Source organism: Pseudoalteromonas sp. K222D (genome assembly GCF_017653575.1).
Taxonomy (GTDB): domain Bacteria; phylum Pseudomonadota; class Gammaproteobacteria; order Enterobacterales; family Alteromonadaceae; genus Pseudoalteromonas; species Pseudoalteromonas nigrifaciens.
In genome coordinates this window covers 63,292-76,334 of sequence record NZ_JAGGDL010000005.1, presented here as the reverse complement: position 1 = coordinate 76,334, position 13,043 = coordinate 63,292, and the positions used below count along the sequence as shown (strand labels likewise).

Annotated in this window: 12 protein-coding genes; 3 read left to right on the top strand and 9 right to left on the bottom strand. The window is 39.0% G+C overall.

Features of this window, described 5'->3' with window-relative positions; genetic code table 11:
* Nucleotides 1-19 precede the first annotated feature (19 nt).
* The 5 genes from J5X91_RS04555 to J5X91_RS04535 all read right to left on the bottom strand — a co-directional run bounded on the left by J5X91_RS04555 (nt 20) and on the right by J5X91_RS04535 (nt 5,294).
* Nucleotides 20-1,036, bottom strand: a complete 1,017-nt coding sequence (locus tag J5X91_RS04555; protein WP_011328806.1) for an AraC family transcriptional regulator — start codon at nt 1,034-1,036, stop codon at nt 20-22.
* 152 nt (nt 1,037-1,188) lie between these two features.
* Nucleotides 1,189-1,650, bottom strand: a complete 462-nt coding sequence (locus J5X91_RS04550) for a MaoC family dehydratase (protein ID WP_197108216.1) — start codon at nt 1,648-1,650, stop codon at nt 1,189-1,191.
* A gap of 9 nt (nt 1,651-1,659) precedes the next feature.
* On the bottom strand, nt 1,660-2,445 hold the full coding sequence (locus J5X91_RS04545; RefSeq protein WP_058373853.1) for an SDR family oxidoreductase: 786 nt from the start codon (nt 2,443-2,445) through the stop codon (nt 1,660-1,662).
* A 459-nt stretch (nt 2,446-2,904) separates the two neighbouring features.
* Nucleotides 2,905-3,825, bottom strand: a complete 921-nt coding sequence (locus tag J5X91_RS04540) for a glyoxylate/hydroxypyruvate reductase A (RefSeq protein ID WP_208834146.1) — start codon at nt 3,823-3,825, stop codon at nt 2,905-2,907.
* 50 nt (nt 3,826-3,875) lie between these two features.
* Nucleotides 3,876-5,294: an MATE family efflux transporter gene (locus J5X91_RS04535; RefSeq protein ID WP_011328811.1), complete on the bottom strand. Its 1,419-nt coding sequence runs from the start codon at nt 5,292-5,294 to the stop codon at nt 3,876-3,878.
* A gap of 242 nt (nt 5,295-5,536) precedes the next feature.
* Between J5X91_RS04535 and J5X91_RS04530 the strand changes: the two genes are divergently transcribed.
* Complete coding sequence (locus tag J5X91_RS04530) at nt 5,537-6,190, top strand: OmpW family outer membrane protein (protein WP_011328812.1); 654 nt, start codon at nt 5,537-5,539, stop codon at nt 6,188-6,190.
* Nucleotides 6,191-6,285: 95 nt separating this feature from the next.
* On the opposite strand, the gene J5X91_RS04525 is transcribed toward J5X91_RS04530, so the two are convergent.
* From J5X91_RS04525 to bcsE, 4 genes are all read right to left on the bottom strand, one after another.
* On the bottom strand, nt 6,286-6,822 hold the full coding sequence (locus tag J5X91_RS04525) for a thioesterase family protein (protein ID WP_011328813.1): 537 nt from the start codon (nt 6,820-6,822) through the stop codon (nt 6,286-6,288).
* 128 nt (nt 6,823-6,950) lie between these two features.
* Complete coding sequence (tyrR, locus tag J5X91_RS04520) at nt 6,951-8,507, bottom strand: transcriptional regulator TyrR (protein WP_011328814.1); 1,557 nt, start codon at nt 8,505-8,507, stop codon at nt 6,951-6,953.
* 129 nt (nt 8,508-8,636) lie between these two features.
* Nucleotides 8,637-10,214 carry a cellulose biosynthesis protein BcsG gene (gene bcsG, locus J5X91_RS04515; RefSeq protein ID WP_208834145.1) on the bottom strand — a complete coding sequence of 526 codons (1,578 nt, stop codon included), beginning with the start codon at nt 10,212-10,214 and terminating at the stop codon, nt 8,637-8,639.
* Nucleotides 10,215-10,390: 176 nt separating this feature from the next.
* Nucleotides 10,391-12,007, bottom strand: coding sequence for a cellulose biosynthesis protein BcsE (gene bcsE, locus J5X91_RS04510; protein ID WP_208834144.1), 1,617 nt, complete (start codon nt 12,005-12,007; stop codon nt 10,391-10,393).
* Between the two features lie 118 nt (nt 12,008-12,125).
* On the opposite strand from bcsE, the gene bcsR reads away from it, so the two are divergent.
* Both bcsR and bcsQ read left to right on the top strand, forming a co-directional pair.
* Entirely contained in the window at nt 12,126-12,311 is a 186-nt protein-coding gene (bcsR, locus tag J5X91_RS04505; RefSeq protein ID WP_011328817.1) for a BcsR/BcsP family cellulose biosynthesis protein, read from the top strand.
* Between the two features lie 17 nt (nt 12,312-12,328).
* Nucleotides 12,329-13,042 (top strand): cellulose biosynthesis protein BcsQ, encoded by a 714-nt coding sequence (gene bcsQ, locus J5X91_RS04500; RefSeq protein ID WP_208834143.1) that lies wholly within the window; start codon nt 12,329-12,331, stop codon nt 13,040-13,042.
* Nucleotide 13,043: the final 1 nt, after the last annotated feature.

The window sequence follows — 13,043 nt, the reverse complement described above, 5'->3', positions numbered from 1 at the left end:
TCTGGCCATTAACTAGCGATTAGCGCACCGCAAATAACGCATGGCGAAAAGCACTTGGCGACAACCCAGTCCATTTTTTAAAAGCGCGATGAAACCCCGAACTATCGGCATACCCAAGTTGCTGACCAATGCGAGTGATTGATAACGTAGGATCGCTCAAATGTCGCCGCGCATGTATCTCTCGTACTTGATCGATTAATTGTTGATAGCGCCAACCTTGCGCCAATAACTTACGGCTCAAGGTACGGCAACTACAATGCAGCTTTAGTGCTGCATCGTGCAGCGATGGAGGACTGGCAGGATCTTCAACAATAATTTGCGACAAGCGCCATGCTATGTCGCCATGATTTCGAGTAATGCTTTTTTCTTCGCACAGTTTTTTATAAAAGTTGACACTCTCAGGGCTCGACTGCGGGAGTGGTTGATCCAAAATCGCAGCATCAAAAAATAGCTGGGTTACTGGGGCATCAAATTCGACGGGGCAATTAAAAATGGCTTGGTAACGCTCAGCATGTACTGGCGCCGGATAATTACAACGTAGTTTAGTAATAGGCAATGCTTGACCAAGCACCCAACGACAAGTCGTGACTATATTGGCAAGTAAATCTTCTATTGCTAATACACGCAATTCACCCAGCTCAGTTTTAGCGTCAATTTGATAACAGCCTTCGGCTTGAATTTCACTAAAGGAGGTCACTACTAAATTACCAGAAAAGCGGCCTGAGTAATTTTGATATTTAAGCCCAATATGGCTGGCATCGCGCAGCGTCGCGCTGCTCATCATTAAATATGCAAGTTGGTCGTGGGTAGCAATAGAGCGTTTTAAACCTAATATGAGTCCAAGATCGCTGCCCTCATAACACTGCTGTGCATCAGTTAGTAAACCTCGATGCTGTTTAGCATTAATGAGCACATTAGGTTTGTGGAGCTCACTGCGACTGATACCATTGTTGGCAGCAATGGTGTTGGTATCCATTCCCAAGCTAGATAAAAAATCCAGCAACCAAATAATATAACGCGTATCAGTATTGACCATGTTACCCCTCGTTTGTGTAATTAAATCCAACCTTTTATCAATAACCGTTATTCTTAAATTGCACTCTTATATTAAGCAATTTAATACTATTATTTGTAACATAACCGCTAGCTGTTTAAGTGTTATGCTTTAGTCGTGCTTAACCAAAACATTTAGACAAACGAGTAACGGCTAATGGTATCTACCACGCAGGCTGGCCTTTGTTGCTCTGCCACTTCAATGGTTACTCGCGTGATCACTTGCACACTGCCTTTAACTTCTTCCACACTAATTATTTGTCCTGTGCCGCGTACTTTACTGCCCGCTTTAACCACATTAGGAAAGCGTACTTTATCGCAGCCGTAATTAACTCCCATGCTTATATTTTGCACATCTACCAACTGTGGTAAAAAATAATTGACCAAAGATAAGGTTAAATAACCATGTGCAATACATGCACCAAATGGGCCTTCTGCAGCTTTAATGGGATCGACATGGATCCATTGATGATCTCCCGTTGCCTCGGCAAACATATCAATACGGCTTTGCTCTACTGCAATCCAGTCGCTTACGCCTAAATCAAGTCCGGTTGAAGCAAGTAATTGCGTTTTGCTAGTAATTATTTTATTTGCCATTTTGCCTCCCTAAGCACGCTGTGAACTAACAGACACAACTTCGCCCGTCATGTAAGACGAGTAATCGCTGGCTAAAAACATCATCACGTTGGCGATTTCCCATACTTCGGCAGCACGACCAAAGGCTTCTTTTGAGGCTAATTGCTCAAGTACGTCGGCACTTGAGGCTTTTTTAAGAAATTCATGTAAAGCGATTGATGGCGATACCGCGTTAATTCGCACTCCATGCTCAGCAGCTTCTAATGCCGAGCAGCGAGTAAATGCCATAACACCGGCTTTAGCAGCGGCGTAATGTGCTTGCTCTTTTTGTGCTCGCCAACCCAATACTGAGGCATTATTAATGATTACACCTGCCTTGCGTTGTTGCATAAATGGCAGCATTGCACGGGTCATACGAAATGTACCGGTAAGAGTAATGTCCATCACCTTACTCCACTGCTCGTCGCTCATATCTACTACAGCGGTTTGACCACCTAGTCCTGCATTATTAATAAGCACATCAACACCTGCGAGTTTATCCTCTGCTGCATTGATCAATACCTGAACCTGTTCTTCTTGGCTTACGTCGCACAATTGGCCAAATACCTGTTGCAAACCTGTTTGCGCTTTTATATTAGCTACAGCTTCATCTAAACGACGTGGATGAATGTCAGATATCATTAATGCCCGGCACCCTTCTTCGGCTGCACGTAATGCGGCTGAAAAGCCAATGCCCGCGCCTGCGGCGGCCGTTACTAAAACCGATTTCCCGCGTAACAGGTTATGCCCTTCTACGTACTTAGGTGCTGTCGTCATTCTTATCTCCGATGTCGTGCTTATTAATTTAGCACCCAGCATAAGGCTGACGCTGAGCAACTATCATCGTCAATCTGGACTAACCCGATAACTATTAGCAATATAAGAATGAAATTGTGGTGTGATACAACAAGCAGCATACTGAGGACTTAAATTAGATAACTAATTAAGGAGATAATTTTAGTGCTTATAGCAAAAAACCTATGCTAGGTTTGATAAAAACTCAGCATAGGTTTTGTTTTAATAGAGTATTAGCGCAAGCTCGCTAGCATGGGCTTGGTTAAACCATGCCGATACTCCTAAAATTATAATAGATATAACCACTAAACTTAATTTAACGCCGCCCTGATTAGACTTCATAGTATTCTCGATATTATTTTTATTAGTAAGAATAAGTTTCATACAATAATAAAAATTACACCTGTTAACAAGATGTTTATCAAATCATTTTCTTTGTGGCTAATAGCCTTTGGTTCTATCAACCCGGTTTTTAAGTGGTGTGCCATTAGTTAAGCATTGAATACTCACTTCAATTTGTTCAATAACGCAGTTAACATCTGATAATGCAGCGCAATGTGGTGTTATGGTTATTTTAGGATGCAGCCAATATGGATGCTCACTTGGCAATGGCTCTTGATCGAACGCATCAAGCGTGGCGGCGCGTAAACTGTCACTATTAAGTGCCTGTAATAAATCAGCTTCTATTACGTGCTGGCCGCGTGCCGCATTTACTAATACTGCATGGGCGGGTAATTTAGCCAATAAATCTTTGTTAATAATTCCGGCCGTGTTTTCGGTCAGCGGTAATAAGCACACTAAATAATCTGTATTAGGCAGCATTTCGTTTAGCCCATGTTCTCCATAATACATGGTCACGTTATTCACGTCTTTATGGCTTTGTGCCCACGCGCTCACGCTAAAGCCATTATCAACGAGTCTTTGCGCACAAGCTCTGCCTAATTGACCAAAGCCTAAAATAGCCACTTTGTTGTGACTTAATACCCGATTTGGTTTCCATTGCGTTGCGGCTTGTTTTTGATAATATTCTTTTAATTGTAGTTTTTGCGCCAATACGTGAGTAAGTACATACTCGGCCATATCTATTTCTAATTGGGAGTCAACAATACGCACTACTTCAACATGCTCTGGCAGCAAATCTAAATTAATGCTATCAACCCCAGCACCAAACGACGACACCACTTTTAAATTAGGTAATTGTGCCCATAGTTCTTTTGGTGCATACCAGGCTAATACAAACTCAACTTTACTGAAATCTTCACACTGTGAATATTGCTCAATGTGTATATCAGGTAAGCGTGCTTGTAACTGCGACACCAGCTTAGAATTATCACGATCCCCTATAGCAACCAAAACAGACATAGTTATTCCTTATAAAGTTAATTATACGGCAGCAAAACCCACCGCAATGTTTAGTGACTGCCTTCTTCGATGAAAGCTTCTTGGCTAATTTTAGCTATGTCTTTGTCTTCTTTGGTTAAAATAGTTTTTTGCCACGAACCTTGAGCAAACCACGCATAGGTAATAAGCGCAATAACTACGTTGGTAATGGCAAATGAATACCAAATACCGTGATCTCCTAATTGCGTATGTTTAGATAAAATATACGCCGCAGGAAACTGTACAACCCCCTGTGATAACAGGGCAACTAACATAGCATTAAGCATATTGCCTGATGCCCTAAAAGCAGCCACGACACAAAGTTGTACACCAATTCCCCCCCAAGTTAAACACATTATGCGAATAAATTTTGCGCCTTTAGCGATTACAGCCCCATCATCGGGAATAAAAAATGCAACTAAATGCTCGGCAAAATAATAGGCTACCCCTCCCACAAACGACAGGCCTAGTAAGCCCCATAAACTAGCAAGCTGAGTTATTTGCGCAGCGCGTTTGGGGTTTCCTGCGCCCATATTTTGCCCCACTAATGTAGACACAGCCATCGACAAACCCATTGCTGGGATCATCACCATTTGTAAAACATTGGAGCCAACACCGTAAGATGCAATCGTTTGCGTGCCAAAACTTGCCACTAAAAAAGACATGATAATTAAACCAAAAGCACGAGCCGACAATTCAATTGAACCCGGAGCGCCTAAAAAGAAGGCTTGTTTTATATATTGCCAATCGGGGTAAAAGCTTTTTAGCTGTAATTGAATACCATGACGGCCGCGTAAAAATATAATTACCCCAGCAAGTGCAGCTAAGCTCTGCGTTACTAAAGTTGCCAGTGCAGCTCCCATTACCCCTAAGCCTTGAAAACTGCCATAGCCAAAAATAAATAACGGATCGAGTACAAAATTAAGCAACACGGTCACGCTCACAATAATTAGCGGTACTTTTGTTTGGCCAATACCACGCATTAACGATTGGAACATGGCATAAATAAATACAAAAATAACCCCAATAAACGATACATGCATAAACTTAAGTGCATCGCCATAAACAGCGTCTTCTACCCCTAAAAGGGTTAAAAAATAAGGCGATAGCATATAACCTATGCCCCCCAGCACTATGGCTGTTAGCGTCACCATTAACATAGTTTGCGCGGCAACATGATTTACTTTGTCTTGCTGCCCTGCTCCCATATATTGTGCCGATAAAATAGCCCCCGCCATCGCCAAACCTGCACCTATGGCAATGACTAAAAAAGTAACAGGCATACTAATAGACACAGCAGCAACTTGCGCAGCCCCTAAACGCCCCACCCAAAAAGCGTCAGTGAGTTGATACGCCGACTGTAAAACATTGATTAAAATTATAGGAATACCTAACTTAAGCAGCGCTTTAGAAATTGAACCATGAAGAAACAGCTGCTGGGTAGCGTTCATTTAACCTGCTTAATATTGAAAAGGAGACATAAAGATAAGTTTAACAAACTTGGCTGATTTTATTCTGAATATTACCTAAATAAGTCAATAGCTTTTGTTATGTACTGTGGAGAAACTTAATCTAAATCAATAAATGATTTTGCTAACTTCAAACATTTCTGAAACCTTGATCTAAAACAAGTTATTGTTTGTGTTAATGAATAATAATAGCGGCAATCACAAAGTAGTTCTTGGAGAACAACATGAAAACTAAATTAAGCATTGCATTACTCACCTCTTTATTAGCACTCTCTCCTGCTGCACACGCTAACTTTAGCGTAAACGTGGGTGCTATAAACGTAAACCCTGATAGTACTAGCTCACCAATTAACGAAAATTCTGCCCTAGGACTTAATCCGGGTTCAGATACTCAGTTAGGTATTACTGTTGATTATGCTTTTAATGAGCAATGGGTGTTAGAGTTAATTGCAGCTACACCGTTTTCACATGATATAAATGGCGCGGGTGGTTTAGCGGGCAATAAAATAGCTAACATTAAGCATTTACCTCCTTCGTTAGTAGCGCAATATCACTTTTTAGATTCAAGCTACGCGTTTCGCCCTTTTGTTGGTGTAGGTGTTAACTATACAACTTTCTTTGATGAGCAACCTTCTCAAGCACTAAAAACAGTACTTGGAACAGATGATGTAGAAGTTAAACTTGATGATTCGTTTGGCTTTGTAGCGCAAGTGGGTGCTAACTATAAAATAGATGAAAAATGGGGCCTACACGCTATGGTTTCAATTATGGATATTGAAACTGATGCAACTGTCTATGCCGATGGCGCTCAAGCATTAACGTCAACTGTTAAAATTGACCCAATTGTGGCGATGTTTGGGGTTAAATACAGCTTTTAATAGTAATAAGCATGTGTGTTAAAAAGGCCGTAAGGCCTTTTTTTTTCAACTATTGATTATTACTCATAACTAACCAGAGCTCAGGTTAACTATTATTATCGTGGTAAATTAGTTACTTTTTTCTGCTCTAACATTTCTTTCCAGTGCATTACTTCACTTGGTAAAATAGGGGCTACACCTTTAAAGTCAGCTACTTCCAGCATTTCTTCAATGCTAATTATGCCCTTTTTACTTTTAAATACGCCGCGCACATAAGCAATTGCGTGTAAGCCACGCTGAGAGTGAAATTTTTGCTCTATATAAAAGTACTTATGATCCCAGCCCACTAAACGGGTGCTAATTGTATAACGCTGCATAGGTTTTATATCGCGAATATAAGTAATAGCAGTCGCGTTTACAATTGGAAACCAACGACGTTTTAATATGTGCTTTAATAAACCCACCCGCTCTGTCATCCAAGTGCGCGATAAATCCATCATAGCCAAGTAACGTGAATTAGTTAAATGTAAGTTTATATCGCAATCTGTAGGTAGGGCTTTGTAATCAATATCTACCGTATCAAGTAAGTGTTGATAGTCATGGTTACGTTTAATTTTAAAAAACAATAAAATAAGTCGAATGTATAAGTTCACGGCAGAGGTCTTACCAGTTAAAGTTAAATTAAGTGTATCACACGCGTTTAGCCAAAGTTTACTTTATTAAAGTAAATAACTATAAGCTACCCGCGCACGTTTAAGCTTATAGTTATTACTTTGCGTTACTAAACTTTTACTGTTTTACGATTAATACCATAATCACGTAACTTGTTTGCCACCGCGGTGTGGCTTAAACCAAGGCGCTTTGCTAGTTGGCGTGAGCTAGGATAAGCAGGATATAGCTTACGTAATAACGTAGCCTCAAAGCGTTTAACTGCTTGATCGAGTGAGCCTTCAAAATCTGATTCTAAATACCCTAAATCATGGGTAAATGTAGGGAGCTGTAAATGCTCAACGCGTAATTCACTGTCATCTAACAAAGACACAGCACGGTAAATTGCGTTTTCTAATTGACGCACATTACCCGGCCACGGATAATCTTGTAAAAAGCTTAAACACTCTTGTGATAACAACGGCACGTCATGACCATTTTGCTGTGCGTACTTTTGAATAAAGTGCTCAGCAAGCGGCCCCACATCGGCTTTGCGATCTCTCAGTGGTGCTATTTCTAGCGTTAAAACGTTAATACGGTAATATAAGTCTTCCCTAAAAACCCCCTCTTGTACCATAGCAGGTAAGTCTTTTTGAGTGGCAGCAACAATACGTACATTAACTTTTACTTCGTTTTCATCGCCTACTTTTCTAAATGTGCCATCTTGTAAAAAGCGCAGTAACTTGGTTTGTAATTGAGTAGACATTTCGCCCACTTCATCCAAAAATACAGTACCGCCATCGGCTTGTTCAAGTACGCCACGTTTTGGCGCGGCGTTTTCTTCGTAACCGGCATAACCAAATAATTCAGATTCGGCCACATCATCGGGTAGCGAAGCACACGACAAAGCAATAAAAGGCTTAACAGAGCGATTAGAAGCGTAATGACATGCACGTGCGAGCAACTCTTTACCAGTACCGGTTTCGCCAGTAATTAAAATAGGCGCTTCTAACTGCGCCATTTTACGTGCTTCACGCACTACTCGGCGCATTGCAGTGCTAAAGTTATGAATAGTAGCAAAGCTCTCTTGTCCATAGCGTCTAAAAGCACTTACTTGTTGGCCTAAGCGACTTTGCGATTTAATATTTATTACCGCCCCGGCTAACACATCGCCTTCGTTACTTTGCGGAACAGCAATGGGTAAAATATCCGCAATAAAATCTTCACCTGCCACTTCTACGCGCGTAGTTTGGCCAAGTACTTCTTTACCCTCAAGCCAGCGAGTAAAATTAAAACCTTTAAGTAAGTTATTAATATTGGCACCAATAACTTCTTTTTCTGTTAGTTGTAAATCTTTGCACGCTGCGTCATTACATAAACGCACCCAACCTTTGGCATCTATTGAAATAACGCCATCGGGTAGTGCTCTTAGTAGTGTATTTAATTCGTTATGTTCACGCTCTGAGGGTAAAAATGCCGTGGTGCGTACATCATGCACACCATCAATTAAGCGAATTGATGGCATGATTTTTTGAAACTGCTCAAATTCTATTTCAGGAAAGCTAACATACATACGACAATTAACTGAGTCGACTTCAATCCCTTTTAAATCAACATTATAGTTAACTAAAATATTAAGGATTTCTTGAGCAATACCAACTCGATCCGCACAATGAATATCTAAACGCATACAGCCTCAAATAAGGGGAAACTATTTGCGCTGAATAATACGCTAACTCTGATCAGCTGGATAGTTTAATGTAAACAAATTTGGACATATATGCATTTTTTTTGCTTGAGCTAAATATAAAAAAATAACTCACCCTCGGGGATATAAAGTCCACTCACCGCCATCTAATTGAATATATGGACGTTTATTAACATACATCATTATTGTTCCGGCATTTTCTGCTACTTTTTGCGAAGTGGGTAACTGGCTCACTAATTCTGCCATATTATTACTTTTCCCTGCAAAGTAATTACTCTTCATCACCTTAGTTATCAGCTCAGATAGAGCAAAGTAGCTGCTTGTATTTGCCACTGTTATTTGCGACATACGAGGCAAGTCAGGACCTATAAACTTAATTGCCGCTGGCACTGTTACTATTGAAGGGCTTGGTATTTCGCGCAGCCCTGCAAATTGTACTTTGTCGCCTTGCAGTGCAGCGCCATGCTCTGGCACTAACATTAGCATCACGTTGCGGCCGCGTTTTTCTAAGTTTTTAATAAACTGATTAATATCTGAAAATAAATTTTGTTGTCTAACAGGATAACTTTCATCACTATTCATGCGCCTGCTATTAGCCAATTGATTGCCATCGTGCAAGCTAATCGTATTGTAATACATAGCGCAAGGTGCGCAGCTATCGCCTTGCTCTTCAAGCCAACTATTGAGCACTGCCTCGTCTGAATAAATAGGTTTACTGTCAAAGCTATACTGCGCAACAGGTAATGATGTGGTATCAAATAGTGGGCTATTTAGCTTACCTTGTTTTTTCACCAAATCTTTAAACCCATCAAAATGGCCATCATGATTCATAACTAAATGACTGTCGTATCCTAGTTTTTCTAGGTTATTAAATAAGTGACATTGCTCTGGCGCATCATCAAATAGTGCTGGTTGGCTTGTTTGCCCACAACTTGCCCGTAGTAACCTAATAGCGGCAGGACCACTGTAGGACGTAGCTGAATTAAAATCAGAAAAAACAATATCAAAATCACTATAAATATCATCTAAACTAACACCTATAGCGTTTAAGTCTGCAATAGCTAGGGAGCATATATTTAAAACAACAACGTCAAATTGCGTGCCGTTATACTCATCTGGAAAGTAGCTAACTAATTGGCTCTGCTGCTTATAAAAATCATTTAATTGCTGATCTGCTGAATCTAGCTTTTGGGTAACTACAGCAGTATTACTAAACTCTTGCTCTTGATTAGGCGCATTTTTCACCGACACTGCCATATCATTTGGCTTTAACGCCCCCTGGTAACCTATAAAAATTAATCCAGCTATTGTTACTGTAGTAAAGCGGATCCACTGCGAGGTATACCAAAAACAAATAACAATAATAAATAAGCCCAACAGCATATCGTAATTAACTATGCGGCCAAACAACTCAACAAAATAACCTAAACTAAAATCTTGAATATTTCCCGCTTGTTTGGTTAATCTATCAATTGGAGGTAACCATGAATCTTTATAAAGCAATACAATCGCAAACACCGCGCCAATAAAGTGCTTTAGCTTATCTACTTGTGAATTACTAAAGGTAAGTGCAAATAAGGCAGCTAAAGCAGCATTACTTAAAAAATCAAATTTTATGGCACCATAATAAAAAAGTACAAACTTTACTAAAAAATAGAGATTCCAAATACCTAAACCCGATAATTTCACGGTTTGTCCTTTTCATTTTTTTTAAACATGTACGGCTCTAAAACTTGGTGTTTAAAAGTGAGCTGTAGATAGTATGTTTTTAATTTAGATAATATAAACGAACCCGCTAGGCACAATATACCACCGAGCAACATTGCCAATAAGGTCGTAATAATAAATTGATTCATACTCATAATTTATATCCTTAGCTTCATTACAATAGGCGTTGCATCTGCGCGCTCTGTAATAACAAGTTCGGGGCTGTCTATATCAATAGCTGAATTATTAATAAAACTTGGGGCAAACTCATAACTGTTGTTTTCAGTTAATTGTTTAGAGTAATCAATTACATTTTTGTCTTTATAATAACGCCTAAGTTGCTTACATTCTTGTTGAATATAAAAATGCTCCGACATCAAATTTTGCTGTACAAAAAAGTCACTGATTTCTAACTTAAATAAATGTTTAATCGCATTATCTACATCATTTTCTCTACACGCGTGTAAATATAAATAAATTGTATTTTCAGCCACACTTAACACATCCCCTTCGCGCTTTATGTGAAATAAATGCAGCGGATGTATAGGGTCTATTCTTGGTAATAGCTCTAATTTGACTAACACACCACTCACTCCTAAATTAACCGCGGAGTTGCTGTGTATTTCAACCTGGCGAGTAAATTCTATAAAAGGTAAATACCCCTTCGAAAAAGTATTTTCTGTGTACTGCAGTACATGCTCAACAGAAGGCGGTAAGGGTCTGGAGAATTGAAAACCTTGAATTGACTGAATTTGCGATAATAATCGTGACGGCTCAGAAAAACTATATAAAATAAGGTTTACTCCAAGAGTTAAAAATAAACACTCATCTTGATGACGAATAATACCATCAACATTTTGAATTACTAACTTTAGCCAACGACCACAGTGTTTTCTTAATTCAAAACAATGTGTTGCTAGTTGTTTTAGATCAGTATATCGGGTTACCGAAAAAACAAGCGTAGCAGCTTCTATTCTAGGGCCTTTTTTATATAGGTCTTTATTATCATCCACAATGCGATAATGTGCTGGCAACTTAGTCCCCTCAGGAACTGCATTTTGTACAAGCCACACATCGTCTTCATCAAAAAAGTTCTTACTACCGGGCTTTTCTACTTCGTTACCTATAGCTTGCTTTGCTATTAATTTATTGTGTTTAAAAACCAACTGATATTGCTCGTTAGCTAATATACCTGTGCTATGGCGCCAGTAATCATAGTCGATGGTACGTATTGCAGCATCATTATCAATAAAAACACTGCCATCGAATAATTTATTTAAACGCCTGATTAAAAAGCGATACTTAACAACTTCAGGGCCAGACACTAATAATAATAAAGTTGCATTAGTACGCTTAGCAAACTTCGTAAAGTACTCCATCAGCTGTTCAACTTCTGGCTCTTTTATAGACTCTAATTGCATCGTACTTAAATGAATAAACACTAAGGATTCGGTTATTTCTGAGTAAATACTTAGTTCACTGAGCATTTTTTTTACTAACTCTTTAATACCAAAATCTTTATTTTGTGCGCTAAATGAAAATGAATGCACCTGGTTATTTTCATAAGCTGTAATTAAATTAGTTGAGGAAGGAAGCTCAAAAAAAGATTCAATCTGCGCAGATGCAATAAATATATTGCCTGCGCAACTTTCGTTAACTATTTGTAACGAAAATTCGATAACTATATTGTCTTGAGGCGCTAAAACAGCATAGCTTGAGGCCGTTTGTAGCTCTTTGGCAAAAGGCTCTAATCCCGATATATTAAGCTGATGCAATTAAAAACCCTTATTTTAAAATACTTTTTCACTAGTTTTAAGCGCTATTCTATATATAATAGCTAAATAAAGTCCACTTTAAAAAATAAAGTCTATTAACAAAGCAGTATAACTATCAATGAGAAGTTTAGCTTTTAAAGAGTCAAAAACGTTAACATCAAATGACATTAAAAACTTATCGCATCGTTTTGGCGGCCAAAGTGACGATTATGTCGAAATCGTTAATCAACAACAAAATATAAAAACAATAAATAAGTATCCTTTATTAAAGGAAATAGACAGTGCAGTTAATGCCACAAAATAAATAGGTAGCTTAATAAAGTGCAAAGAGTTTTTATAAAAGGGATAAAAGGCGGTACAGGAGGCACATCTATTGTAGCCAACCTCGCATGCGCTCTTAAAAAATCAGATGTTGATGTTATTGCTATCGACTTAGACGCAAAAAGTGATTTAAGCTTACATTTTGGTTTACCTTGGACACAAACTCTTGGTTGGAGTAACGCTGAAACATTTAATGATGCGCTATCAATGTTTCAACAAGATAGTAATGGCATTATATTTCTGCCCTTTGGCGATAATTCAGCCACAGCAAATGATGTTATAGATACAGTAAATAATTGTCAGCAATTAGACCTTGCTCCTGGCACATGGATGCTATACGACTGCCCTTCACATATAGATATTACGCATTACAGTTTAAATCACGACGATATTTTTGTTGAGTTAGTAAACTGTGATGCAACTTGCCACAGCTTAATTCACAAGCGCTTACTAGCACTTAAAAAGTCTAAGAATAACTGGAAACACTACTTTTTAGTCAATAAATACAATTCAGCTTCATTACTTGAGTTTGATTTATTTGCCTTGTGGCAAACAACACTGCCGCTAATAGCCCCTTTCTTTATTAACCATGATGAAGTTGTTAAAGAGGCGACTGCTTATCGTAATGTTGCATTTAATTGCGCCCCCTATAGTGTAGCAAATGACGACATTGAAACACTTGCTGGCTGGTTGGTCAGCAAGGCAGCGTTATAGT

What these genes read in the sequence shown, in the direction of transcription:
- tyrR (WP_011328814.1), bottom strand. Translation starts at nt 8,507, where the DNA reads ATGCGTTTAGATATTCATTGTGCGGATCGAGTTGGTATTGCTCAAGAA.
- J5X91_RS04550 (WP_197108216.1), bottom strand. Translation starts at nt 1,650, where the DNA reads ATGGCAAATAAAATAATTACTAGCAAAACGCAATTACTTGCTTCAACC.
- J5X91_RS04545 (WP_058373853.1), bottom strand. Translation starts at nt 2,445, where the DNA reads ATGACGACAGCACCTAAGTACGTAGAAGGGCATAACCTGTTACGCGGG.
- J5X91_RS04555 (WP_011328806.1), bottom strand. Translation starts at nt 1,036, where the DNA reads ATGGTCAATACTGATACGCGTTATATTATTTGGTTGCTGGATTTTTTA.
- bcsR (WP_011328817.1), top strand. Translation starts at nt 12,126, where the DNA reads ATGAGAAGTTTAGCTTTTAAAGAGTCAAAAACGTTAACATCAAATGAC.
- J5X91_RS04540 (WP_208834146.1), bottom strand. Translation starts at nt 3,825, where the DNA reads ATGTCTGTTTTGGTTGCTATAGGGGATCGTGATAATTCTAAGCTGGTG.
- J5X91_RS04530 (WP_011328812.1), top strand. Translation starts at nt 5,537, where the DNA reads ATGAAAACTAAATTAAGCATTGCATTACTCACCTCTTTATTAGCACTC.
- J5X91_RS04535 (WP_011328811.1), bottom strand. Translation starts at nt 5,294, where the DNA reads ATGAACGCTACCCAGCAGCTGTTTCTTCATGGTTCAATTTCTAAAGCG.